The sequence below is a fragment of the Streptomyces sp. NBC_00576 genome (assembly GCF_036345175.1).
Lineage (GTDB): Bacteria > Actinomycetota > Actinomycetes > Streptomycetales > Streptomycetaceae > Streptomyces.
The window spans coordinates 8,843,165-8,866,964 of record NZ_CP107780.1 but is presented as its reverse complement, the minus strand read 5'-3'; the positions used below and the strand labels follow the sequence as shown (position 1 = coordinate 8,866,964).

Genomic DNA, 23,800 nt, shown 5'->3' with positions numbered 1-23,800 from the left:
CCGCGTACGTGGTACCAAGCGGTTCGTGATCGCAGGTGAAGCAGAGGCTGTCAGTCGGAGGACCACCCTGACCGAGAGACAGTTTCGGCCGGACTCCGGCCGGCTGGGCCGCTCGCGTGGCCGGCTGAGCAACGGGGTTCACCTCGCCGTCGGCTGGGGCTGCCGCCCGCCGTGCGCCTTGCTGACTGCCATCCGAGTGCGCCGAGTTGAGCTTACGTCGCGGTCACGCGAGCACGCCACCACCTGAACCCCATCGGCCTGGCGTGGATTAGCGAGCACCCGGACAACCCCGGTTTGTCGGCGATCGAGTAATTCCCCGACCCCAGCGTCTTCGTCCCCAATGGACCAACCTTGAGACGGCGGTGTCGGGGGTGGGCCGCCCGACCTTGAAGTGTGCGGGCCGTGTCGGCCCGTCAAGGACGCCTGGCGGCGTCGCTACCGCAAGGATCGGGCGAATTGTCCCGCTCTTCAGCTTTACGACCTGCCCAAGGGCCAAGCCGTAGTGGTCTTGAGTCGGCTTCGCGGAGGCCATGGAAAGGGCTCCGCACACCATGCGTTTCTGTTTTGCGTGGCTATGGGGAAATATGGGAGACGGTCAGTCCTCGTCTGTCCTCTCGACTTCCAGAAAAACGATGAGGGACTGCTGCTCGTCATGCGCGTCGGCCAATTTCACGTAATCGTGGTCGATACGGCCGAGGCGGGGATGCCGGATTTTCTTCCGGGACGAAGTGAAACGGCTGATTCCCCCCTCGTCCCACAGCTCGCAGAACATGTCGGACGCTTCCTGCATGGTCTTTAGAAGCTCGGGTCCGCGCGGATCGTCGGGATACTGCGCGAGGGTCGCCCTGAACTGGCCGACCAGGGAGCGGGCCTCCCCCATCCAGTCCACGAAGAGTTCGGAACCGCGCGACTCGATGAAGATGAGCCACAGAATGTTCCGTTCGCCCTCGGGCCGTTGGTCGAGGCCGCCGAGCAACTCGGCATAGCCGTCGTTGTACGCCAGCAGGTCCCACCACGGGGTCATCACGTACGCCGGCCTCGGGTGCAGTTCCTGCACCAGCCGCTCCAGCAGGGGGTCGATCTTCCGCGGATGGGGGCCGCTCGGTGGAAGGGCAAGGCCCGCGAGGGTGAACAGATGCGCGCGCTCGGGCTGGGTGAGCCGCAGCGCGGTGGCAAGGCTCTCTATGACCTGCCGGCTGACACTGATGTCACGACCCTGCTCGATCCACGTGTACCAGGTGACGCTCAGCCCCGCGAGCTGGGCCAGTTCCTCCCGTCTCAGCCCGGGTGTCCGACGGCGGGTCCCTGGCTGGAAGCCCTCCGATACGGGGTCGGTGGCCTCACGGCGAGACCGGAGGAAGGCGCCGAGCTCTTCGCGCTGGACCAGGTCGGACATGAGGAACCTCGATTCCCGCAGCGATGTGCAGTGCAGATGTACGTGGGATGCATGGACGCATGCGGGCGCGGAATCAGGGAGCCCCGGCGAGCACTCGGACACGTTCCTCAGCCGCTGTGTGGGGTCGGCGGCGACGAACGCGACTTCTGCCGTGGTGTGGGAGGAACCGAAAGGGGTTGGCACGCGAACTCACGTGAACACCGTAGGAGTGCGACCGTTCATGAGGCAAACGAAAGTTTGGACCATGTGACATGCGTTGGCGTCAATGGACTTCAGAGATGTCTCGCTCACCTCACTGCGGGTCGAGCGGTGGCGGAGCATGGGACGTTCACGGCCGCCGCGGCGTCACTGAGCTACACGCAGTCTGCCGTCTCCCGTCAGATCGCCGCCATCGAACGGGTCGCTGACGCCAAGCTGCTGGACCAGCCGCAGGAGGCGACGGTACGGGTCGCCGAAGCGCTCCGGGCCGCCGTGCTGGAGACGGGCATCGCCGCGTGACCGCGCTGGGAATGCCGGACCGTACCGGCGCAGGTCGCCGGAGGTCACGGCACGCCCTCAGGCGTAAGGAAACGCACGTGAACGCATCTTTATCGGCAGCCGTCCCCGGCCGGCGGACGACTCGACCCGTGAAAGTCGTGGTCGTGGCGGACGACCCGATCACAGGCTGAGGAGGCCGGTGCGGCACTGTTCGTCGCAGGCCGCGTCACCGGCCGGACCGTCGTCGCCATGGAGGAGATCGCCCGACGCTCGTCCGACGGCGAACTGCCCATCGTGCTGGTCGCCGAAGCCATCAGCGGTGCGTTGCTGGTCAGGGCCATCAGCCACGGGCTCGTCGGCTACCTGGTCCGGGCGCAGGCTGGGTTGGAGCGCACCGTCGCCGCACTGGTGGCCGGCAGCCGGGGCCGCACCGAGATGCCGCCGGCTCCAGTGCGCGTCGGTCGTCTCCTCGACCGACAGTCGGCGCGGCTCACGAGCCCGTTTGCGGTGGTCGTTGATGAAGATGTTGATCAGGATGCGGTTGAGCCATGCCTTGAGATTGGTGCCCTCGGTAAACGTGCCGAAGGCCACCCAGGCCCACAGGCAGGTCTCCTGGAGGAGGTCGTCCGCGTCCGCCGGATTCCCGGTCATAGCTATCGCAGTGGCGCGGAGCTGACCAAGGAGTGGCACGGCCTCCTCGTCGAAGCGCGCGGACAGACGGTCCGGGACCGGAACGTTCCGGGCGGGGTCGGGGGTGCGGCTCGACGCCATGTGCGGAGATCATCCTGGTCTCCCGGGAACGGGCCTGTGGCGGCCGTGTGCTCAGTGGCGGATCTTCGGCGGGGTGTACAGCTCGGCGGGGCTCGGCCAGTTGAGGACCGTGCGCACCGTCCGGCCGAGGATCCATTCCTTGTCCTGGAGAGAGAGGCGGGTGCTCTCGCGGATGCTGAAGAGCTCGTCAGCCCAGCGGTGGTCACCGCTGATCGCGCTGTAGTCGCTTGCCCACATCACCCGCTCACGGCCGAAGGCGTCGAGGACGCGCAGCAGCTTGTCGATGGCCGGCTCGAAGGGGTACTCGGCGGCGTGGAACAGCTCGGGGCCATGACCCCACTTGATGGCGACGTTCGGCAGGTCGGCCAGCCGCAGCACGTCCTCGAACTCGGTGTCGTCCTCCGGCATCCCGACGTGGTCGACGATGATCGGGATGTCCGGGTGGGCCTGCGCGTAGGGCCGCAGGAGAGGGGCGACGCGCGGAACCATCGTGAAGACCGGCAGGCCGCTGTCGGCGGCGGCGTCGAAGACGGGTGCGTAGGCACCGGCCGCCAGCTCCTTGACGTCTTCTTCCATCCGGGCGACGATCCGCACCGCCCGGGCGTGCGGGGCGTCGGCGACCGCCTTGACGCCGGCGGCGAGCTGCGGGTCGCGGTGGTGGATGCGCAGCAGGTAGGAGAAGCGCTCCGGGTTGCGGATGGACGCCAGCTCGGCGCCGGGGGCCGTGGCGCGGAAGGCCTGGTGCTCCGGCAACAGGATGCCCGGGTTGACGCGCCCGGTCTCCTCGAAGCCCCAGAACTCGTCGATCACGGCTGCCTGGATGCCGAGGGAGTTCATGGACGCCAGGGTTTCCTCGGCGTTCAGGGTGATGTGGAGGTGGATCTGCGAGTCGACGATGTCCATGAGGAGACGTTCCTTTCGATGTTTCGTGCGAGATGGCTCGGCCGTGAGGGTGCGGGAAGCGAACGCTCAGGCGGTGGTCTCCGCCGCCCAGCGCGCGCGCAGCCCCTCCCGGTCGATGGCGTGACCGGCGAAGTAGACGGCGGAGATGCGGCGGGTGTTGGCGATGGCGTCCAGCGGGTTGGCGTCCAGGACGAGGAGGTCGGCCCGCTTGCCCGCCTCGAGGGTGCCGCGGTCGGTGAGCCCGAGGACCTCGGCCGGCAGCTGGCTCGAGGAGCGGATCGCCTGCAGTACCGGCATACCGGCCCGGACCATCGACTCGATCTCCCGGTGCTCGGCGATGCCGAAGAACTGGGTGCGCGCGCCGGTGTCGGCCGAGAGGAGGACGCGGACGCCTCCCTCGACGTAGGCGCGCAGGCTGTTCTCCAGGACCGCGTAGCCCGCCATGCCCTTCTGCACTGCCTCGGGGGTGAGCGAGGCGAGGTGCTCGCCCACCTCCTTGCGGGCCTTGACGGACACGGTGTCCGTCAGTGCGGGTTCCTCCAGCCAGCCGCTGGTGTCGTAGGCGGTGCGCTGGATGCCCATGGAGGTGAAGGCGAAGACGTCGTCCCGCTGGAGCAGCTCGATCAGCTCCGCGTCGGGTCCCGGGTCGCGGACCATGTGGGCGATGCCGTTCGCGCCTGCTCGCAGGACACCCTTGGCGTCTGCCAGCTCGAAGATGTGGGCGATGGCGGGGTAGCCGAGGTGGTGAGCCTCCTCGATGATCGCGGTGTACACCTCGGGCGTCAGCTTGTTGCGGGTGCCCCAGCGGTCGTCCACCCAGAACTTGATGGCGTCGGGCTGCTTGCGGGCGAGTTGGCGGACGGTGGCGCGGGCCTCCTCGGCGGTCGCGACCTCGTGGACGACGTCGGTGGCGAAGTACGGGCCGCCGTTGATCTCGCTCGGAGTCGGTGCGACGAGCCCCGTCCCTGCCGTGAACAGCAGGGGCAGTTCAGGATCGTCGAGTTCACCGGAACGCTGCGCGTTGCGGAGGTTGATCTCCACGTCGTCGCGGTCGGTCCCCAGCGACTGGAAGACGCTGACGCCGTAGTAGGCGAGTCGGTGCAGGTGGTCCAGCACGTTCTCCCGGGAGTAGTTCTCCTTGGAGACGGTCGCGTCGCGCAGGTAGCCGATGTGCCCGTGCGGATTGATGATCGCCGGCATGACCGTCTTGCCGGTCAGGTCGACGCGGGCTGCGTTCTCCGGCACGTGGAGAAATTCCTGCGGGCCGATGTCGACGATGACACCGTCGTCGACGACGATCCCGCCGTCCGTGATCACGGTCTGGCCGTCGCCGGTGATGAGGCGGGCGCCGTGAAAGTAGGTAATGCTGGCTGGAGAAGGCATGGTTCGACCCATCTGCATCTGGCGCCGGAAGAGGTGCGGAGCCGGGGCGAGATCGTCCTCGCAAGTCGGCCGGTCTGGGGACCGTTCAGTCGTCGAGCAGGCCGTAGGCGCGGGCGTCGTCACGGGCCTGTTCGACGCCGAGGAACTTGTCGAAGTCGGGCATGGTGTCCAGCTCCGACTCGATGCTCGTGGTGGATCCCTCGCGGATCAGCGTCTGGAAGGCCGTGCGCAGGGCGTGCGCTGCGGCCAGGGGGCCGAGCGCCCTGTACAGGACGACGTCCGCTCCCCAGGAGCCGACCTCGGCTGCGGAGCGTCCGGGGAAGTCCACGGTGAAGACGGGCACCCTGGCCTCGGCCTTCAGCAGAGCCCAGCGCTCCTCGTCCAGGATCCCGGCGATGAATACCCCGTCCGCGCCCGCCTCCTGATAGGCGAGCATGCGCTCGACGGCGGCGAGCTGGACGTCAGCGGAGGCGCCGGGCTTGGAGGCGTCGGTCCGCCCGATGACCATGAAGTCCTCGCTGCTTCGGGCGTCCACCGAGGCCTTGATCTTGTCCGCCGTCCGCTGTGTGGTTTCCAGGTCCACGGGTGCCTTCATGTGCTTGCCGAAGATGTGGTCGTCGATGTGGGTGCCGGCCGCGCCGGCCCGCTCCAGTACCCGTACCGCGTGGGCGGCGTGCAGGGGATTTCCCCAGCCGCCTTCACCGTCGACGATGATCGGCACGTCCACGATCGGCGCGAGCCGGCGCACCTGGTCGGCCATGTCCTCCAGGCCGATGTAGCCGATGTCGGGCAAGCCGTACATGGTGGCGCCGGTGGCGTAGCTGCCGAGATAGGCCGCCTCAAAACCCAGTTCGCGGATGAGCAGGGCGGAGATTCCGTCGTAGACGCTGGGAACGGCCAGGGGCTTGTTGGCCTCGATCGCTTGCTTGAGCGTGGTCGCCATGATGCTTCCCTTCGTGCGGAGTGTCGGTGCGGACATGGCAGGGAGGCAGCTATGGCCGCGGGAGGTGTCAGGCGGGGCGCCAGGGGATCACCTGGCCGTCGCGCACCAGCTCGCCGTACTGTTCGGGCCGCACCGGCTGCTTGACCAGTTCGAGCAGGGCCACGGCGGCCTGGTCCGGGGTGGGGGCGTCGCTGACGTCCCACCACACCTGCGAAATACGGGTGTTCATCATTCCCGGGCACACGGATGCGATCAGCACGTCCCGGGCCAGATCGTCCTCCCGGCGCTGGGCGGCCAGAGTGCGTAAGGCGGCCACCTGGCCGACCTTGGAGGGGATGTTGATGAAAGCCGGCCATGCTCCACCGGAGGCGCTGCCGTCCTGCACTGCATCCCGCCAGCCCGCGACCGCGGAGTCCACGTCGTCCAACGTCGCGAGGTTGTCGAACCTGCTGTGCAGGACCGGCGCGAGATACGACAGGGTGCCCTGTGTGCTCGCAACGACGATCAGGCGTCCCCCGTCCCGCAACAGCGGTCCGAAGGCACGCAGCACACGTGTGGTGCCGAAGTTGTTGACCTGGGTGTATGCATCGGCGATGGCGCGCGGGTCGTCGCCGGGGGTGACACCCATCACGGCGTTGTTGAAGACGATGTCGACTCCACCGTGGCGTTCGGCAAGGGTGTCGGCCAGGTGCTGTGCGCGCTCGGGGTCGGAGACGTCGAACAGTTCGCTCCGGACCTCGGCGGGACCAGTGCCCGCGAGTTCGGCGGTGATCTCTTTCAGCCGCTTGCCGTCCCTGCCCGTGGCGTACACCACGTCGCCCTCGTCCAGTTGTCGTGCCAGGCCCTCGACCAGCGCGAGACCGAGTCCCTGAGTCGCTCCGGTGACCAGTGCGATGCGCGGCGCCTTCGCCATTTCTCCTCCTCGAACTTTCTGGCTACGTAATCCAGCATGCACGGGAGGAAACAATGACGCACCCGTCTTCTTGGGTGTCACTTATGCTGGTGTTCAGGCCACCTGGATCGCAGGTCGGAGAATATTGCAATTGGCACCCGGGTAAGTGATTGAGGGCCTACTCGCGGGCTGCATACCGTAGAGTCATGAACAATTTCATCGACTCTTTTTCCGCTCGAATCGAAGTCTCGATCGAGCCCCACTGGCGCTCTTCCCCTTTACCATGGACTGAATCTTTGCCAGTAACGGATCGTGGCGTTGAGTGATCGTTCAGATGGTGCGGTCGTTTCACCGTCCACGTCGACCGGACCTTCCCCCTCGACCAGGCAGCGCAGGCCCAGCAGCAGCTGGCCGGCGGCCACACCCGCGGCAAGATCATCCTCGAAAACCGTAAGGAAGCATGACAAACATGGATAACAATCCGGTCATCACCGCAGTTACCGACATCGCCTCTCCCGTCGAAGACGTGTGGAAGGAACTGACCGACTTCGCCGCATACGCGCAGTGGCACCCCGCGCTGAGCTTCATCGATGTCCCCACCGAAATCCTTCCCGGAACCCAGCTGCGGGCCCAGGTGGCGCAGGGGACCGAGACCGACGGGGAATACAGTTTCACGGTCCTCCACCTCGAGGCGCCGCGACGGTTTGTCTGGGAAGGCGGCATTCCCGACGTCCTCACGGGACAGCACTCCTTCGTCCTCGAACCACGCGACGGCGGAACACGCTTCACGGAATCCGAGGAGTTCACCGGCACAGCCGCCGCGGAGACCATAGAGGCCGCCCGATCCCAGCTGGAAGAGAACTACGCGAGCTACGGCAGGGCCCTGAAAGAACGGCTCCTTTCCGGGCACTGACGCCCCCGCGCAGCCCTCACACTCTCGAACACCCCATCGGCGCGCCACAACAAGCCTGCGCGCCGGTTGCCCGCGGGTCGCGGCCCGCGGGCAACCGGCGCACCCAAAAGACACAGCCCCCCCATCACCGCAAGGAAATGCAATGAACCACACGCTCGGCATCATCGGCAGCGGCAACATCGGCGGCGCGGTCGCACGCCTGGCCGTCAACGCGGGGCTCGACGTGGTGCTCAGCAACTCGCGCGGCCCCCAGACCCTGCGAGGCCTCACCGACCACCTCGGCCCCCGGGCACGCGCGGCCACTCCGGCGGAGGCCGCGGAGGCCGGCGACTGGACGGTCGTCTCCGTCCCCTTCAGCGCCGTGCCCCATCTGCCCGTGGACGCCCTCGCCGGGAAGACCGTCATCGACACGAACAACTACTACCGACTCCGGGACGGCGTCATCGCCGAACTGGAGACGGGCAGCCTGACCGCAGGAGAGCTGTTCCAGCGGTACGTGCCGGGAGCCCGGAAATCGTTGACACGCTGCGCGAGCTGCCGCTGCCAGTGGAGCTGACGCGTCTGGCGGCGTACGACGCCGAGCACGGCGGTGCCCTGGTCGACACGCTGCGCGCCTATCTCGACCATTTCTCGGACGTACCCGCGGCATCACGGGCGCTCGGCGTGCACCCCAACACCTTCCGCTATCGGATCCGGCGCGTGCGCGAGGTGTGCGGTATCGAACTGGACGATCCCGATGCCCGGCTCCTGGCCCAACTGCAGCTACGCCTCATGAGTCACCACACCTCCGACGACCGCTGAGTTTGTCGCCGCGCACCGCCGCACCGGGCCGGCTTCGTACCCCGGCACAACAACGCACCGGTCGCCTGCCGCGCCTTGTCCCCGGGCCTCTCTCGTCACCATGAAGTCCGGGCGCCTGGACGAAGACGCGGCCTCACCGGCACGGCAGTCTCGGATCTGTGAGCCTGGAGTGCCCGGGCCATCACATCGACCCGGAAGGTGCAAGGTGACCGGCTCCCAGGCAGCACAGCGACGAGAACGCATCCTCACAGCCGCGGTACGGCAGCGGCTCATCCACCCCGACGACGCGCTGCTGGCGGCGTTCGTCGACCTCGATGGCGTCACCGACACCATCTCCGCGCTACAGCGAGCCTTCCCGGACTCGGTCCCCGTGCTGCACGCGTTCGCGGCGAAGGCGAACCCCCTCGTGCCCTTGCTGAAGGAGCTTCGCAGGCTCGGCATGGGCTGCGAAGTAGCCAGCGCCGGGGAACTCGCCCAGGCCCTGGCCGCCGGCTTCACACCGGAACAAATCGTCTTCGACTCACCGGCAAAGACCCGCGCCGAACTCCGCCAGGCCCTGGAACTCGGGGTCACGGTGAACGCGGACAACTTCCAGGAGTTGGACCGCATCGACGACATCCTCGCCACCCGTTCGTCGACCTCGCAGATCGGCGTACGCATCAACCCTCAGGTCGGCGCCGGCTCGATCGCCGGGAGCAGCACCGCCACCGCGACCTCCAAGTTCGGCATCGCGCTGGAGGACGACGGCAACATGGAGCGGCTGCTGCGGGCGTACCGGGATCGTCCCTGGTTGACCTGGGTCCACGCCCACGTCGGCTCTCAGGGATGCCCGCTCGACCTGATCGCCCAGGGCATCGCGAAGACCGTCGCGTTCGCAGAGAAGGTCAACGCCGACCTCGGCCGGCGGCAGATCGTCGGCATCGACATCGGCGGCGGGCTTCCGGTCGACTTCGACAGCGACAACACAGCCCCCGGCTTCGACACCTACGTGGCCCGCCTGCGCGCCCACGCACCGGCCCTGTTCACCGGTGAGTACCGGATCGTCACCGAGTTCGGCCACTCCCTGCTCTCCAAGAACGGATTCACCGCCGCCTACGTCGAGTACACCAAGACGTCCGGGCAACGCCAGATCGCGATCACCCATGCCGGCGCCCAGGTCGCCGCACGCACCGTGTTCCAGCCCGAATCCTGGCCCCTGCGCGTCAGCGCACACCACCCCACCGGCGCCAACAAGACCGGACCACTCGTGGCCCAGGACATCGCAGGCCCGCTCTGCTTCGCCGGCGACCTGATCGCCCGAGCCCGCCCCCTGCCCGCACTCGCGCCGGGCGACATCGTGGCACTCCTCGACACCGGCGCCTACTGCTTCTCCGCCCCGTTCCACTTCAACACCCTGCCCGAACCCGCCGTCCACGGCGTCCGCACCGGTCCCGACGGAGACCTCCGATTCGAACTCCTCCGCTCCGCCCAAACCATCGACGACCTCCTCGGCAACTCTGCGTGACGCATGGCATCAATCTGTCCACCCATGCCCGTCAACTGCGCACCATCGCGACGCCCTCGAAGCACAATCCGCCTTGACCGACGACTCGTTGCCCCCTCACCGGGACCCATATCGGCCGCCGAAACCCACGACGGCCGCTACCTCACCCCTACTCGGCTGCAACAGAGCCTCCTGCTCACACAGCGACAGGCCCTCCGTATGGCCTGAGCACCATTCCCTTCGCGCAGCCGAGCAGTTCCAAGGCCGGCGCCCCAACGCGGCGGCCTCCTTCGCCAGGAGCCAGTCCCTCTCGGCACAAGCGGTCAGTTCGCCAGAGCGGCTGGACGCACAGCCTCCGGCCCGAAGCGTCGACGGGCGCGGTCTGCAGCGGCTTCAGCCGCGCGGGCGCGGGCATCGCCGGGGTCCAAGGAGAGCTGGCGGTAGGCCCTGTCGGTCGGTAGCAGGTTGTCTGCGCGGATCACGAAGGCGCGCACTCTCGCTCGCTGCAACCCGAGACCGGCCAGCAGGCTCAGCGCAGCCGTGGCGAGGGCGGGCGAGTGATTGGCGGTTTCCGGCAGGGTGCTGGTACGCGTGGTGGAGCTGCGGTCGGCGTACCGCACCGTGAGGGTGAGTCGGCTCGCGATCCGGCTTTCGCCGCGCAGGCGTTGACCGATCTGGTCGGCAAGTCCCAGCACCGCGCGATGGTGCTCTGCGGGGTCGAGGCAGTCCCGCTCCAGCACGAGGTCGGCGATCAGGTGCGCTGCCGGTTCCGCAGGGACGACCGGACGGGGGTCGTGGCCGCGGGCGCGCTCTGCCAACAGCCGTGCCTGGCCTGCGCCGAGGAGCCGCTGCAGGGTTGCCGAAGGCAAGTCAGTGATCTGGCCGATGGCGTGCAGTCCGTATCTGTTGAGTGTGTCCGCTGTGGCTCGGCCGATCCCTGGCAGTGCGGTGACCGGGCGGGGGTGCAGCCAGGCGGCGGCCTGCCCGTCGGGGACCCAGGTGGTGTCGCCCGGCGCGGACGCGTCGGCCGCCATGGCAGCCAGCATGCGGTTGTTCGCGAGCCCGGCGCTGCTGTCGATGTCGTAGAAGAGCTTCAGCCTCATGTTCGCCAACTGGACCACGTCGTAGGGAGACAGGTCGAAGTACCTGAGCGCTGAAGTCAGGTCAAGCTGGACGGCGTTGGGCGGTACTGCCTGGACGTGCGGCGTAATACCAGACATCAGTTTGATTACGTCGTCGTACTGAGCCTCACTCAGCGCAGCGTGCAGATGGAGGTGGGCAATGTGCCGCTGACGCGTGGTCATCCCGCGCTCCCCGGACTGGTGTAGCCGAACTTCTTCAGGTCGGCCGAGCGGGTGCCGGCGGGCTGAAGGTCGGCGTACGGGTGCAGGCGAGCGCCGGTGCTGCCGTTGGCCAGGGTCCGCTGCGGCTGAGCGGGCGTCGAGCGCGGACGGCTCTCGCCGAGGAGGGCGAGGGCGGCCTGGGGGCCGTTGTCGCGGCGGGCGGCGGCGATCTCGTCGAGGTCCCAGGCCATGGAGCCGACGACGGTACGACGGGTGCCGCGCACCTGGACCGTGCCGCGGACAAGGAGCAGGCCGCTGTGGAAGACGGTGTACGCGCACGCCGGATGCGAATCCTCGAAGAAGGCCAGGTCGACCAGACCGGAGCCGTCCTCGAGCGTCACGAAGATGACCCGCTTGCCGCTGGCGATCGGCGGGGTCTGGGTCGAGGCCCGCACACCCGCGACCAGCACCTGCTGACCGGCGCGCAACCCGGCCAGATGGGCCGCGTCGGTCGCGCCGATCTCCCGCAGCAGCCGGTGGTGGTGCTCCATCAGGTGTCGGGAGACATCGATACCGAGAGTGCTCAACTCGGCGCTGAGGGCTTCGCGCCCGGTCATCTCCGGCAGACCGCTCGGCTCCGCTCCCCCGACCGCACCCGTTTCGATGGGCAGTTGACCCTTGCCTGCGGACCGGGTGCGGGAGGCCCGGTGGAGTTCGGCGATCTGCAGGAGCAGGTCGCGTCGCGTGAGGCGCCCGTCGTGGAGACAGGTCAGGGCGCCGATCTCGGCGAGGCGTTCGGCGGTCGGTCTGCTGGGGTGGCCCCGCTGCCAAAAGTCCGACAGCGATCTGTACGGTTGGCCCTCCTCGAACCGGGCGCACTCGTCCTCGCTGATCCCGTGCACTGCGGAGAGAGCGAGGCGTACGCCCCACTGCTCTCCTTCCGTCTTCTCCACCGTGTGCTTCACCTGGGAGCGGTTGATGTCGACGGGCAGGACGGGGACATCGCGCCGGCGGGCGTCGGCGACGAGGACGCGCTTGGGCCACATACCGGGGTCGTGTTCGAGCAGGCCGGCCAGCAGGAACGCCGGGTAGTGCGCCTTGAGCCAGGCGCTCTGCAGTGCGGGTACGGCGAAGGCGACCGCGTGGGCCCGGCAGAAACCGTAGGCGCCGAAGGCCTCGATGGTCCTCCAGACCTCGTCCCGCACGGTCGCACTGTAGCCGCGGGCTCGCGCTCGGCGATGGAACCAGTCCTTGATCCCGGGCAGTCTGCCCTTGTCCCCGAGCGCCCGCCGGGCGATCTCCGCCAGCGCGTAGTCGCAGCCGGTCATCACGGCGAAGGTCTCGATGATCTGCTCGTGCCAGATGGTCACGCCGTAGGTGTCGGCGAGCACCGGTTCCAGATCCGGGTGGGCGTACGCCGGTGTGCCCCCATGACGTGCGGCGATGTACCGCTCGGGCATGCCGCCGGCGACCGGTCCCGGGCGGAAGAGGCTGATGTCGGCGATGACGTCCTGCGGATCGCGGGGCTGCAACCGGGACAGCAAATCTTGCTGGCCGGGCGACTCGAGCTGGAACAGGCCCAGGGTCTGGCTCTCCTGGATGAGCTTGAAGGCGAAGACGTCGTCGAGCGGCACCTGCTTCGGGTCGTCGAGGTCGATGTGGTTGCCGGTGGTGCGTTCGATCTCGGTGACGGCGTGGGCCATCGCGGACTGCATCCGTACGCCCAGGACGTCGAGTTTGATGTTGCCCAGCGCCTCGATCTCCTCCTTCGCCGCCATGGCCATGGGGTAGTCGCCCTGCGGAGTGGGCTGCACCGGCAGCCGGTCCAGGAGGGTCGCGTCGCTGATGACCACTCCGCAGGGGTGCATGGCCATGCCGTGGACCAGCGAGTCAAGGCCCTCGGCGAGCTCCCATAGCGGCCCGAACCGGTGTGCCTCGGCCGCCAGCTGGCGCAGTTCGGGCAGTTCGGCGAGGGCGCCGGTGATGTCGGAGGCGCGCAGGTGCGGGAAGCTCTTGGCGATCCGGTCGACGTCTGCGGGCGCGATGCCGAGGGCGAGGCCGGTGTCCCGCAGGGCGCGGCGGGCGCGGTAGGTCTCGGGCATCGCGGTGACCGCGACCCGTTCCTTGCCGAACCGTTCGAAGATCGCGTCGTAGCACTCCAGGCGCCGGGCGGACTCCACGTCGATGTCGATGTCGGGCAGCGAGGCCCGGCGCACACTGAGGAAACGTTCGAACAGAAGACGGTGGTCGAGCGGGTTCGCGGTGGCGATGCCCAAGACGTGGCAGACCATCGAACCGGCGCCCGAGCCGCGCGCCGCGACCCGGATGCCCTTGGCCCGGATGTCGGCCACGACCTGGCCGACAGCGAGGAAGTACGAGGCATAGTCCAGCGCGGAAATTACTTTGAGCTCTTCGGCCAGCCGTTCGAGCGCATCGCGGTCATGGTCGAGGCCACGCCGGGCCAGGCCCTCCTCGCACTGCCGGCGCAGCAACTGTGCGGCTCCGCCGGATCGAGGCTCGGCACCAAAGAGCGACGGCTCCGGGAAGTGCCGGGCACCGAGCCCGAGGTCCGACGCAGGGTCGACGATGCACGCCGCCGCTGTATCCATGGTGTCCGCCATCAGACGGCGGGCCCTTTGAACGTCCGCTCCGGCACACTCGCCCACCATCCGCGCGACGGCCGCCATTCCTCTCTCATCCTTGAGCCAGCGCTGTCCGGTATCGAGGCGGCGCCCGTCGATGGGCCTCAGCAGCCGGGCGGCGTCCAGGACGTCGGCGAGGCGGTGCTGGCCGGGGTCGGCATAGCGGACGGCGTTGGTGAGGACGGCGGGGGTACGGGTGCGATCGGCCAGGGCGAGGGTGCGGGCGGCGAGACGCAGAGACCCGGGACCAACGCCGAAACGTTTCTGCGCAACAGCTTCCAACCGGACCCCACTCCCGAAGACCTCCTTCCACGGCGCCAGCAACCGCACCGCGACATCCTCCCGGCCCACCGACAGCGCCCGCACCGGTTCCGAGAGCGGCCCGAGCAGCACGGTCAGACCGGGACCGCCGTACTCACGCAGCGCCTCCCACGGCACCACCACCGGCGCCGCGCCGGACGCCGTACCGACATGCGCGGCCGAGGTGATCCGGCACAGCCGTGCCCATCCCGCCCGGTCCTGTGCGAGCAGCGTGAACCGCAGCGGCGGCTCGATCACATGGGCGCCGCCGCGCACCGGGGTACGGCGCCGCCGGTCCGGGGGCGGCGGCGCGAGGGCGGCCACCGCCAGGTCGACGCCGAAGACCGGCCGGACCCCTTCCTTCGCACAGGCCCGGGCGAACCGTACGGCGCCGGTGACCGTGTCCCGGTCGGTGAGGGCCAGCATCCCCATACCGCGCTCGGCGGCCCGCCGGGCGAGCTGCTCGGGGTGGGCGGCGCCGTAGCGGACGGAGTAACCGGACGCGACGTGCAGATGAGCGAAGCCCGTCATGCCGCACCTCCATCACGCCACCCCTTTTCGGCCATACAATCGATCACCAGTTCGATGATCGACCGATACTTGATTCGCACTTCCGTTCGATTGATTCATTCACTCTAGCCCCATCAGCCCCGGTCAGCGACCTGATCAAGGGCGACTGCGGGCGCTCAAATGCCGCAGACGCCGCCACGGCCCCTGTGTACGGCCTCGCCGAACCGCCTCGCTCAATGACGAAATCCCGCCCCCGGGAACCAGGGGCGGGACCGTCCCGGACCGATCAGCCCGGGGAAGGAATGGTGCGTGCGGGAAAGACCTCAGCCGATCTGCGTACCGGTGGCCGACAGCGCCTCCGTGACCGGCTGGAAGAAGGTCTCCCCGCCCGAGCTGCAGTCGCCGCTGCCGCCGGAGGTGAGGCCGATCGCACTGCTGCCCGAGAACAGCGAGCCTCCACTGTCACCGGGCTCGGCGCAGACGTCGGTCTGGATGAGCCCGTTGACGATGTCGCCGTTGCCGTAGTTCACGGTCGCGTTCAGACCGGTGACCGTGCCGGAGTGCACCTGGGTCGTGGAACCGCTGCGGGTCACCGACTGGCCGACGGTGGCCGAGGCCGCGCCGGTGATCCGCTGGGAGCTGCCGTTGTAGAGGTTGACCTGGCTCGGGTGGGCGACGTCGGCCGTGTACTTGACCAGGCCGTAGTCGTTGCCGGGGAAGCTGGACGACTCGTTCTCGCCGATCACGCCGGACGAGTCCGACCACGTCGAGATCGCCTCGGTGCAGTGCCCGGCGGTCAGGAAGTACGGCTCGCCGCCCTTGACGACGTTGAAGCCGAGCGAGCAGCGGCCACCGCTGCCGGTGATCGCGTCGCCGCCGGCCACGAAGGTCCTGAACTCCCCCTTCGTGCGCTGGAGTTCGGCCGTGCCGCCGAGTCCGTCGACGACCTTGGTGAGCTTGGTCCACTCGGCCGAGGAGACCGTGCGGTCGGCGGTGACGACGACCTTGTTGGCCGTCGGGTCGACCGCCCACGAGGTGCCGGGGATGGTCGCGTCCTGCTTCAGGGTCGTACGGGCGCTGTCGAGTTCGGCGACGGAGTTCTCGACGAGCCGAGCCCGGGCGCCGGCCGACTCGACGGCCTTGGCCGCCGCTTCGTCGAGCACGTTGACGACGAGATTCTTTGCCTTCGCGTCGTAGTACGTTCCCGCGACGTCGGCGCCGAGGTCCCTGTCGAGCGTCGAGGCGATCTTTCCGGCCGCCAGGACCGAAAGGGCCTTGGGTTCCGCGGTCTTGGCGACCTCACTCGCGTTCGCACTCTGGAAGGTCACTCCCGCGGCGACGAGCGCGACGATGCCCGCTCCTGCCACGGTGACACGGCGCCCTGATATGCGTCGGTGCTTCAACTTACGTCCTCCTGTGGGGGGGTTCGGCCGGAGGTTGTGGGGACCTCCGTCGCCGGTGGAACGGCACCCACTATTCCGAGACGCCCGGGGAGCACACAAGGTCGACTTCAGGACGCGCGTAGATAAACGGGCGCGCGCCCCCACCCGCAGACCCACCTTGACTGTCCACGGTCATCTCACACTCGCTCCACATGTATTCGCACTGCAAACACTACGAGTGAGTAACCAGTGGGCGGACCGTGAGGTCTAGTCCTGTCTCGAATTCGCCTCTTGGGGATTCAATTCCAACAGGGACGCAGCCGACGGCAGTTGCTCCTGCACGGATTGCTCAGATCGCTCGAGCCCCTCGGGCCGCTCGGATCGCTCGCCGATCTCCGGCTGCGCCGGTCCTGCCGAGGGCGCGACCGGCGGCCCGGCCGACTGCCCAGCCGGCTGCTGCGCCCGCTCCAGGAAACGGAGCAGTTCCACCGGGAAGGGCAGGACGAGCGTCGAGTTCTTCTCGGCCGCGACCGCCACCACCGTCTGGAGCAGCCGGAGTTGGAGGGCGGCGGGCTGCTCGGACATCACGCCGGCGGCCTCCGCCAGTTTCTTCGAGGCCTGCAACTCGGCGTCCGCGTTGATGACCCGGGCCCGGCGCTCCCGGTCCGCCTCGGCCTGCCGGGCCATCGATCGCTTCATGGTCTCCGGCAGGGACACGTCCTTGATCTCGACCCGGTCGATCTGCACACCCCAGCCCATGGCCGGGCTGTCGATCATCAGCTCCAGGCCCTGGTTGAGCTTCTCCCGGTTGGACAGCAGATCGTCCAGGTCACTCTTGCCGATGATCGAACGCAGCGAGGTCTGCGCCATCTGCGAGACCGCGAACCGGTAGTCCTCGACCTGGACGACCGCCTCGGCCGCGTCGACGACCTTGAAGTAGACGACCGCGTCGACCCGGACCGTGACGTTGTCCCGGGTGATGCCCTCCTGCGCGGGCACGGGCATCGTCACGATCTGCATGTTGACTTTGCGGAGCTTGTCCACGAAGGGCACGATCACGGTGAACCCGGGCCCGCGCACACTCGACGTGAGCCGCCCGAGGCGGAACACCACACCCCGCTCGTACTGTTTGACGACCCGCGCCGCAGCCGCCACGTACAGCGCTCCGGCGGACGCGACAGCGACTCCCGCCGTCACCAGCTCCTCGACCATGCCGGCCCCCAGGGTCCGAAGTGGGCGTATGCAGGGGAGACTTCCTGTACTTCTTTCCTGTACTTCGAAGGTAACTCCGACGGGCGGACAAGAGCGAGCCCCCGCACGCGAGTTGCGTACGGGGGCTCTCCTGCTGCTGCCGGCTGCAGGTCAGGCCGTGCGGAAAACGATGGTGCCGTAGGGCAGGCCCTAGAAGACGCTGACGCCGTAGGCGCTCAGGGCTTCCGTGACCGGCTGGAAGAAGGTCGTGCCACCGGAGGAGCAGTTGCCGCTGCCGCCAGAGGTCAGACCATAGGCGACGCCGCCGTTGGAGTAGAGCGGGCCGCCGGAGTCGCCGGGCTCGGCGCAGACCGTGGTCTGGATCATGCCGTAGACGACATCGCCGCCGCCGTAGTTGACGGTCGTGTTCAGTGCGGTGACCCGACCGCTGTGCGTGCCGGTGGTGGAACCGCGGCGGTAGACCGTGGTGTTCACGGACGGGGTGGCGGCGCTGGTGATGTCGACGCTGCCGACGGTGCCCGAGATCGAGCTCGTGGGGTAGCTGCTCGCGTACTTGACGATGCCGTAGTCGTTCGTCGGGAAGCTGGAGCCCGAGGTCGCGCCGAGCAGTGTCGTACGACCGGAGTTGGACCACCAGTTGCCCGCGCCGTCGGTGCAGTGACCGGCGGTCAGGAAGTAGTAGGTGGAACCGCTGCGGACGTTGAAGCCCAGGGAGCAGCGCCAGCTACTCGCATAGATTGCGTCGCCGCCGGAGATCAGTTTGCTGAACTTGCCCGGGGTCTTCTTGATGGTGATGGCGTCGGCGGTGGTACCCGCCTGCCGCTTGATCTTCGCGATCTCCACCTTGGAGACCGTGCTGTCGACGGTGACGACAACGCGATTCGTCTTGGCGTCGACGGCCCAGGCGGTGCCCGGGATATCGGCCTTGAGCACCGCGCTGCTCGTCTGGGCGAGCTGGGCGGTGCTGAAGGTGGTGACGTCGGCGGCGGTCGCGTTGGGGATCGCGACGGCGGCCGCGGCCACGAGTCCGGTGCTGACGGCAATCAGCCGGGTCCGTCTCGTAATGCCACTGCGGGGGGTGGTGCGCTTGATCCTCACTTGTCGTTCCTCCACATGGGAAGTCGGGGGCCCGCGTGGGGTCGGGGCCCGTGAGGCGCAGTCAGGGACGACTCTGTCCGGATTCCGGACATGCTGTGACCCTGACAAGCGCTGGGTGGGAGTATTCGGCTGTTCGACCGGCCGACGCAAGGGCGCCTTTCGGCCTCACGTTGTTCAACCCCCGTACGGCTCACAGGGGTTGATCAAGGGATTCGGTGTTCTAGCGAAGATCGCGCTCGCCTGCGGCTATCGCGACGCCCAGCGTATTGCCCGGCGGGGGAAAGGGGCAGACGAAATGGTCGGCGAACGCGCACGGTGGAAGCAGGGACCGATTGAAGTCCACCGTCGTGCGCCCCTCGGCGTCCGGGGCGGCGGGGCGCAGGAACCGGAAGCGGTAACTGCCGTCGCCGCTGGTCGAGTCGGCGAAGACGGCCCACAGAGTGCCGTCCTCCTCGACCGTCACCCGCAGCGTCTGTTCCTGCCCGTCCAGCGGGAACGACAGTTCACCGCCGAGCCCGAGCCCGCGCTCCCGCCCGTCCGCGTTCGCGACCCGCACGGTGCGCCGCCCGTCGTACGGCGTGAACCGGCCGGGTACCGACCAGCGCGGGTCGTACGGGGTGACCTCGACGCCCTTGAACGCCGTACGCGCCTCGACGGCTGGGTCGAAGTCGCGCACACCCCAGCTGCCCTCGCGCACCAGTACGACCAGGCGTCGCTCGCCCAGGCCGACCCGGGCCGCGCCCGCCGGACCGGGGTCGGCGGTCAGCCTGACCTCCCCGGCGAAGGGCTCACCGTCGAGCGTCAGCCCGTCCGCGGCCCCGGCGTCCAGGACTATCCCGTCACCGTCGGCCGTCCAGCGGCCGGGGACGGCCGGAAGTCGACCGTCCGGAAAGTCCTCTATCCAGTGCGTACCGACGAGTGCGAGGGGCCCGTAGGGCGCCGACACCGTCTCAATGCGCCGATCGTGCCACTCCTGCCACGCCTCGGACACGTCCGCCGTCATGAACTCATTCCAGCCACTCCCTGAAATCAATCCGTGCGCCGCCTTCGGCACACGCCCGGACCACGCGTCCTGTGCGCGGCCGTACACAACCTGTATGTCATCTTTACGAGGGCAGCGCTCAGCCAGCCCGTCCATACGGGTTCGCTCAACCCGAGGTGCGAGCGCGAGGTGGAGAACTCGATCTGCGACCCTGCACCCGGTTCGGCCCATACGGTGGTGCTGTCGACGCCCGGAGAGTACGCCGCGAGGCGCATCCGCCCGCGCCTCGGCGTCCGTACGGTCAAGCCGCACCCCCGGTGGCCCTGACCGGCCCGGCGCAGTGGTTGGCGGGCCGGGCCAGCCCCAGGTGCTCCCTGAGAGTGCGGCCGGGGTAGAAGGTGCGGAACAGGCTCCGGTGCTGGAGCAGCGCCACCGTTCCGTTGACGAGCCGCTCCAGGTCGCGGCGCGGCTCGGCGGGGACGAGATGGAAGCCGTCGACGACACCGGACGTGTGCCAGGCCGTGATCAGTTCGGCGAGGTCGACGGGCCCGCCCCGGTACAGCGGGCCGTGCACGCTCGGCCGGGGACCACCGCCCCCGTGCCCCGGCTCGGCCGCGTGCTCACCGCCGCCCAGATCGACGACCAGGCTCGCGAGGACCCGCAGCCCGTCCGGATCACGCCCCAAGTCCTTCGCTGCAACCCGCAGTTCGTCCCGTACGGCACCCGCCTGCGCGGCACTCACGGCCCGGACTAGCGCCACGTCGGCGTACCGGGCCGCGGTCTGCCGGGACTGTCCCTCGGTGGCGTCGACGACGCGGACAGGGTGGCCCTGGGGTGGGCGCGGCCCGATGGACGGGCCCCTGACGGAGAAGGTGGCGCCCTCGAAGTCGACGTGGTCCGGCTCGTCCCGGTCGACGAAGCGGCCGGTCGCCAGCTCCCGTGTCTCCGCGTCGTCCTCCCGGTTGTCCCACAACCGGGCTGCCGCGTCGGCGACTTCACCGGCCTTCCGCCACCGCTCGTCGCCCCGTGCGGCGCGACGGCGGCCGAAGTGCCGGGCATCGGCCTCGGTCGCCGGCACGTCGAGCTGCCAGCCGGCCCGGCCGCCGCTGACCCAGTCGAGGGTCGCCACCGCCGCCTGGGCGCAGAAGGGCTCGGTGCGCGTGACGGTCACGGTGGGCACCAGACCGATCCTCGCGGTGGTGGGCGCGACCCGGGCGAGAACTCCGAGCGCGTCCGGTCCGGGCCGCGCGAAGGAGTCGCCGAGCGTCACGAAGTCGAGCCCGCCGCTCTCGGCGAGCCGCGCCGACTCGACGTACAAGTCGGCGTCGAACAGGGCCTGTTGGCCTGCCGCGGGCTGGTCGACGGCGGCGGCCAGGTGCAGCAGCCCCCGGCCGTGCGTTGAGGTCATGAGGATGAACCTTTCGTCGGTGCGTCACAGCACCCGCGCGATAAAGGAGGCTTCATGCCGCGGCGTCGCGATCGGCGACCCGTTCGACACCGCGGTCGACGACCGGTTCGACACCGCGTTCGGTCCCCGGTCCGGTATCGCGCCCGGCATCGCGATCGTCGCCGCGCTCGCCAACGTCCAGCGCCCGCAGAAAAGCCAGCGCGGCGCGCGCGGTCGCGTCGTTCTGCCGGAAGGCGGGCCCCCCGGTGCGCGGCCTGGTGAACGCGCCGGAGCCCCGTGCCTCGGTGTGCGGCCCGAGCGCGAAGCGCCGTGGATGCGGCCGCCCGTCCCGGTCCAGGAGCCGCCCGTCACCGGGGTCCACGGCGAGCAGCCCCGCGGGGGTCACACCGGTCCCCTCGTCGTACAGCTCGCGCAGCAGGGTGTCTCGGGCGCGCTCCAGAGTGGGTTCCGGCAGCCGCGCCTCGACGAGCGCGCGGGCCTCCACCGAGGCACCGGGCACACTGGCGCCGCGCGCCCGGAAGATCCCGTCCTCGGCAGCGACAGTCGTGTCGGCGCCAAGGAAGTTGAGGAGGCCGGCCCGGGACAGCGCGAGCATCTGCCGCAGCCGGGGTCCGGGCGGCCCGGAGGCCAGATAGCTGAAGAATCCGTGCCACCAGGACCCGATGTCACCGAGCCGCACCAACTGCCCGTAGACGGAGAGCAGCCCGAGAAAGACCGCCAGGTCCGGGCTGTACGAGGGATCGTGATGCCGCGTCAGATCGTCCCGGATGTACTGCCGCAGCCCCTCCTGAAGCGCTTCGTGCGACGGATACCGCACCCCCTCCAGCGGCCGGTCGAGGGCATCGAGGTCGAGCCGATCGGCCGGATCGGGCACCGTCGAGGCGACCAGCACCTCACGCTCCGCCCGGTCCGCACCGGCGTACTTCTCCTCGAAGTCCGTCCAGGCACCGCTGGTGCGCTCCGGGTGGACGGTGAACAGCCGGTGGTAGTGCGCGAACCCCAACTCCTTCTCCACCAGCGGCCATACGTCCCGTCGGAAGTCGAAGCCGTCCGGACGCGCGAGCAGGGCGTCCACCTCGGCGGGCCCGAAGAACCGTGGCAGGGGCGGCCGTTCACCGGTCCAGTCGTAGCCGATCTTCGAGTGGTACGGCACCCCGCGCCGCGAACCGACGTACAGCACGGGCTCCTGCCCGGACGCCAGGTAGGTCAACTCTCCCTCGGGGTCCTCGGGATCGCCCTCATAACTCCCGCCGCGCCCCTCGGTAAGGAGCACCATGAGGTCGACGAAGGCAAGCCCGAAACCGCGCACAAGGACGGGTTCACCGGGCCGCAGCGCGGACAGGTCACTGTCGGCGGTGAAGTCGGGCGGCAGATGGACCAGCCCGTTGGCCTGCGCGTATGCGGCCAACTCGTGTTGCTCGTCGTCGAGTTCGGCGTCCAGGTGCCCGAGCGTCAGTACGACGAGGTCGGCGAGCAGCGGCCGGGCGCGCCCTTCCAGCCACACCTGCTGGCGCCCCTCGCGCGGCCCGCCGACCCGCAGGGCTCGCCCGGCGTGGTGCTGGACACGAATGCCGGGCGGCAGGGCGGCCACCGCCTCCTCGTACACCCAGTTCAGATAGGCGCCGAGGCGCTGGCGGTCCGAGAAGACGCGGCCGTCGATGTCCGCCCACTCGTGCAGCGTGGGTCCCGGACGCACCGGGCCCGCCATGGCCACCGTCTCGTCGGTGAACATGGTGGCGTCCTGGGCCTGCGAGTTCATCCACAGCAGCGGGGACTGCTCCTGGCGCCAGATCCGGCCGGCGCCCGGCGGATAGGGGTCGACGAGATGGATGTCGAGGCCCGAATCCCCGTACAGCTCGGGCGCGTTGGCGGCGATCCGCTCCAGGAGACCGGTCCCCCGCGGACCGGCGCCCACGATGACGAGCACTGGCCTCATCGCGCACGCTCCGAACCGCGCGCGTAGTGGCGCTCCACGTAGTACTGACCGGCGCTGAGCACCGACGTGACGACGACGTACCAGACGGTGGCCACCATCAGCAGCGGGATGACCTGATAGGTCCGGTGGTAGACGAGCTGCACCGAGTAGAGCAGGTCCTGTACGGCGATGACGCTGACGATGGACGTGCCCTTGAGTGTGCCGATCAGCATGTTCCCGGCGGGCGGCACGATGGAACGCATCGCCTGCGGCAGCACGATCCGCCGCCAGCGCCGCAGGCGGCTCAGCCCGAGCGCCTGCGCGGCCTCGATCTGCCCCCGGTCGACGGAGAGGATGCCGCCCCGGACGACCTCGGCGGCGTACGCGGCCTCGTGCAGCGTCAGCCCGATGATGGCGACGGTGACCGGGCCGAGCAGATCGACGGTTCTGACTCCGAGGACCTGCGGGTACAACGCGCCGATGTTGAACCAGAGCAGCAGCTGCACCAGGATCGGGATCGACCGGAACAGCCACACGTATCCCCAACTGACGCTTCTCAGAACGGGGTTCGTGGAGAGCCGGCCTGCGGCGAGCAGGGTGCCGAGTGCGAAGCCGAGCGCCATGACGACGGCGGTCAGCCAGAGGGTGAGCCACAGGCCGCGCAGTACGGCGGTCGAGGTGAAGTAGTCGCCGACGACGTCCCACTGGAACGCCCGGTTGCGGACAACGGAGTTGACGGCGAGCCCGAGCAGAACGAGGACGACGACGGCGGCGCTCCACTGGCCGTGCCGACGGCGCCGGACGACGATCGGGAGCGCCGCGCCGAGCGATTGTTCCGGGTCTGCCGGAGGGGCCGACTTGGCCAGGGTGTCTGAGGACATGCGAAGGCTCCGTGACGCGTCAGGTCGAACACGGTGGTGCCTTCACACGGGTGTCGCACGGGTGTCGCCGGACGCGATACGGCCGTCCATGGCGCACAGTACGGCCGAGCCCCTCAGCAAAGCCGTTCACCGACTGTACGGGGACGTTTCCCGTCACTGTCAAGGCTGTCCGAACTGTGGGCGGTTCGTCTCATGTCAGTTGACGCGACACCGAATGCCTGTTCC

Annotated in this window: 19 protein-coding genes and 2 pseudogenes; 6 read left to right on the top strand and 15 right to left on the bottom strand. The window is 69.0% G+C overall.

The annotated features are described in order from the left end of the window. Positions 1–595: 595 nt before the first annotated feature. The gene (locus tag OG734_RS38655; protein WP_330292068.1) at positions 596–1,396 is read right to left on the bottom strand and encodes a helix-turn-helix transcriptional regulator; all 801 of its coding nucleotides are present in this window, start codon (positions 1,394–1,396) and stop codon (positions 596–598) included. Positions 1,397–1,661: 265 nt separating this feature from the next. Here OG734_RS38655 and OG734_RS38650 point away from each other — a divergent pair. After that, positions 1,662–1,870, top strand: a pseudogene (locus OG734_RS38650) (helix-turn-helix domain-containing protein); the annotation flags it as partial. Positions 1,871–2,053: 183 nt separating this feature from the next. On the opposite strand, the gene OG734_RS38645 reads toward OG734_RS38650, so the two are convergent. The 5 genes from OG734_RS38645 to OG734_RS38625 form a co-directional block, all read right to left on the bottom strand. Then, positions 2,054–2,644 carry a sigma factor gene (locus tag OG734_RS38645; protein WP_330292067.1) on the bottom strand — a complete coding sequence of 197 codons (591 nt, stop codon included), beginning with the start codon at positions 2,642–2,644 and terminating at the stop codon, positions 2,054–2,056. A gap of 51 nt (positions 2,645–2,695) precedes the next feature. Continuing rightward, positions 2,696–3,547, bottom strand: coding sequence for an amidohydrolase family protein (locus OG734_RS38640; RefSeq protein WP_330292066.1), 852 nt, complete (start codon positions 3,545–3,547; stop codon positions 2,696–2,698). A 66-nt stretch (positions 3,548–3,613) separates the two neighbouring features. Further along, positions 3,614–4,930: an amidohydrolase family protein gene (locus OG734_RS38635; protein ID WP_330292065.1), complete on the bottom strand. Its 1,317-nt coding sequence runs from the start codon at positions 4,928–4,930 to the stop codon at positions 3,614–3,616. A gap of 85 nt (positions 4,931–5,015) precedes the next feature. Then, positions 5,016–5,873: an isocitrate lyase/PEP mutase family protein gene (locus OG734_RS38630; protein WP_330292064.1), complete on the bottom strand. Its 858-nt coding sequence runs from the start codon at positions 5,871–5,873 to the stop codon at positions 5,016–5,018. A 67-nt stretch (positions 5,874–5,940) separates the two neighbouring features. After that, positions 5,941–6,786: an SDR family NAD(P)-dependent oxidoreductase gene (locus tag OG734_RS38625; RefSeq protein ID WP_330292063.1), complete on the bottom strand. Its 846-nt coding sequence runs from the start codon at positions 6,784–6,786 to the stop codon at positions 5,941–5,943. Positions 6,787–7,118: 332 nt separating this feature from the next. Between OG734_RS38625 and OG734_RS38620 the strand changes: the two are divergent. From OG734_RS38620 to OG734_RS38600, 5 genes and pseudogenes are all read left to right on the top strand, one after another. Further along, positions 7,119–7,229 (top strand): annotated as a pseudogene (locus tag OG734_RS38620) (zinc-binding dehydrogenase); the annotation flags it as partial. Between the two features lie 5 nt (positions 7,230–7,234). After that, positions 7,235–7,678 carry an SRPBCC domain-containing protein gene (locus tag OG734_RS38615; RefSeq protein ID WP_330292062.1) on the top strand — a complete coding sequence of 148 codons (444 nt, stop codon included), beginning with the start codon at positions 7,235–7,237 and terminating at the stop codon, positions 7,676–7,678. 142 nt (positions 7,679–7,820) lie between these two features. Next, positions 7,821–8,234, top strand: a complete 414-nt coding sequence (locus tag OG734_RS38610) for an NADPH-dependent F420 reductase (protein WP_443064992.1) — start codon at positions 7,821–7,823, stop codon at positions 8,232–8,234. After that, positions 8,225–8,479, top strand: a complete 255-nt coding sequence (locus tag OG734_RS38605; RefSeq protein WP_330292061.1) for a helix-turn-helix domain-containing protein — start codon at positions 8,225–8,227, stop codon at positions 8,477–8,479. The genes OG734_RS38610 and OG734_RS38605 overlap by 10 nt, the downstream gene beginning before the upstream one ends. 205 nt (positions 8,480–8,684) lie before the next feature. Beyond that, a complete protein-coding gene (locus OG734_RS38600) occupies positions 8,685–9,983 on the top strand; it encodes a diaminopimelate decarboxylase (RefSeq protein ID WP_330292060.1) in 1,299 nt (432 codons plus the stop codon). A 302-nt stretch (positions 9,984–10,285) separates the two neighbouring features. Here OG734_RS38600 and OG734_RS38595 read toward each other — a convergent pair whose 3' ends face one another. From OG734_RS38595 to OG734_RS38555, 9 genes are all read right to left on the bottom strand, one after another. Next, on the bottom strand, positions 10,286–11,266 hold the full coding sequence (locus OG734_RS38595) for a DNA polymerase Y family protein (protein ID WP_330292059.1): 981 nt from the start codon (positions 11,264–11,266) through the stop codon (positions 10,286–10,288). Then, on the bottom strand, positions 11,263–14,718 hold the full coding sequence (locus OG734_RS38590; RefSeq protein ID WP_330292058.1) for a DNA polymerase III subunit alpha: 3,456 nt from the start codon (positions 14,716–14,718) through the stop codon (positions 11,263–11,265). The genes OG734_RS38595 and OG734_RS38590 overlap by 4 nt, the downstream gene beginning before the upstream one ends. A 302-nt stretch (positions 14,719–15,020) precedes the next feature. Continuing rightward, positions 15,021–16,100, bottom strand: coding sequence for a S1 family peptidase (locus tag OG734_RS38585; RefSeq protein ID WP_330292057.1), 1,080 nt, complete (start codon positions 16,098–16,100; stop codon positions 15,021–15,023). Between the two features lie 246 nt (positions 16,101–16,346). Then, positions 16,347–17,291 carry a slipin family protein gene (locus OG734_RS38580; protein WP_330292056.1) on the bottom strand — a complete coding sequence of 315 codons (945 nt, stop codon included), beginning with the start codon at positions 17,289–17,291 and terminating at the stop codon, positions 16,347–16,349. Positions 17,292–17,480: 189 nt separating this feature from the next. Further along, on the bottom strand, positions 17,481–18,389 hold the full coding sequence (locus tag OG734_RS38575; protein ID WP_330292055.1) for a S1 family peptidase: 909 nt from the start codon (positions 18,387–18,389) through the stop codon (positions 17,481–17,483). Positions 18,390–18,609: 220 nt separating this feature from the next. Beyond that, the gene (locus tag OG734_RS38570; protein WP_330292054.1) at positions 18,610–19,392 is read right to left on the bottom strand and encodes a DUF1684 domain-containing protein; all 783 of its coding nucleotides are present in this window, start codon (positions 19,390–19,392) and stop codon (positions 18,610–18,612) included. Between the two features lie 280 nt (positions 19,393–19,672). After that, positions 19,673–20,779: an LLM class flavin-dependent oxidoreductase gene (locus OG734_RS38565; protein ID WP_330292053.1), complete on the bottom strand. Its 1,107-nt coding sequence runs from the start codon at positions 20,777–20,779 to the stop codon at positions 19,673–19,675. Between the two features lie 52 nt (positions 20,780–20,831). Further along, entirely contained in the window at positions 20,832–22,715 is a 1,884-nt protein-coding gene (locus tag OG734_RS38560) for an FAD/NAD(P)-binding protein (RefSeq protein WP_330292052.1), read from the bottom strand. Next, the gene (locus OG734_RS38555; RefSeq protein ID WP_330292051.1) at positions 22,712–23,575 is read right to left on the bottom strand and encodes an amino acid ABC transporter permease; all 864 of its coding nucleotides are present in this window, start codon (positions 23,573–23,575) and stop codon (positions 22,712–22,714) included. Before OG734_RS38555 ends, OG734_RS38560 begins: the two co-directional genes overlap by 4 nt. Positions 23,576–23,800: the final 225 nt, after the last annotated feature.

What these genes read in the sequence shown, in the direction of transcription:
- OG734_RS38655 (WP_330292068.1), bottom strand. Translation starts at nt 1,396, where the DNA reads ATGTCCGACCTGGTCCAGCGCGAAGAGCTCGGCGCCTTCCTCCGGTCT.
- OG734_RS38645 (WP_330292067.1), bottom strand. Translation starts at nt 2,644, where the DNA reads ATGGCGTCGAGCCGCACCCCCGACCCCGCCCGGAACGTTCCGGTCCCG.
- OG734_RS38640 (WP_330292066.1), bottom strand. Translation starts at nt 3,547, where the DNA reads ATGGACATCGTCGACTCGCAGATCCACCTCCACATCACCCTGAACGCC.
- OG734_RS38635 (WP_330292065.1), bottom strand. Translation starts at nt 4,930, where the DNA reads ATGCCTTCTCCAGCCAGCATTACCTACTTTCACGGCGCCCGCCTCATC.
- OG734_RS38630 (WP_330292064.1), bottom strand. Translation starts at nt 5,873, where the DNA reads ATGGCGACCACGCTCAAGCAAGCGATCGAGGCCAACAAGCCCCTGGCC.
- OG734_RS38625 (WP_330292063.1), bottom strand. Translation starts at nt 6,786, where the DNA reads ATGGCGAAGGCGCCGCGCATCGCACTGGTCACCGGAGCGACTCAGGGA.
- OG734_RS38615 (WP_330292062.1), top strand. Translation starts at nt 7,235, where the DNA reads ATGGATAACAATCCGGTCATCACCGCAGTTACCGACATCGCCTCTCCC.
- OG734_RS38610 (WP_443064992.1), top strand. Translation starts at nt 7,821, where the DNA reads ATGAACCACACGCTCGGCATCATCGGCAGCGGCAACATCGGCGGCGCG.
- OG734_RS38595 (WP_330292059.1), bottom strand. Translation starts at nt 11,266, where the DNA reads ATGACCACGCGTCAGCGGCACATTGCCCACCTCCATCTGCACGCTGCG.
- OG734_RS38590 (WP_330292058.1), bottom strand. Translation starts at nt 14,718, where the DNA reads ATGACGGGCTTCGCTCATCTGCACGTCGCGTCCGGTTACTCCGTCCGC.
- OG734_RS38580 (WP_330292056.1), bottom strand. Translation starts at nt 17,291, where the DNA reads ATGGTCGAGGAGCTGGTGACGGCGGGAGTCGCTGTCGCGTCCGCCGGA.
- OG734_RS38570 (WP_330292054.1), bottom strand. Translation starts at nt 19,392, where the DNA reads ATGACGGCGGACGTGTCCGAGGCGTGGCAGGAGTGGCACGATCGGCGC.
- OG734_RS38565 (WP_330292053.1), bottom strand. Translation starts at nt 20,779, where the DNA reads ATGACCTCAACGCACGGCCGGGGGCTGCTGCACCTGGCCGCCGCCGTC.
- OG734_RS38560 (WP_330292052.1), bottom strand. Translation starts at nt 22,715, where the DNA reads ATGAGGCCAGTGCTCGTCATCGTGGGCGCCGGTCCGCGGGGGACCGGT.
- OG734_RS38555 (WP_330292051.1), bottom strand. Translation starts at nt 23,575, where the DNA reads ATGTCCTCAGACACCCTGGCCAAGTCGGCCCCTCCGGCAGACCCGGAA.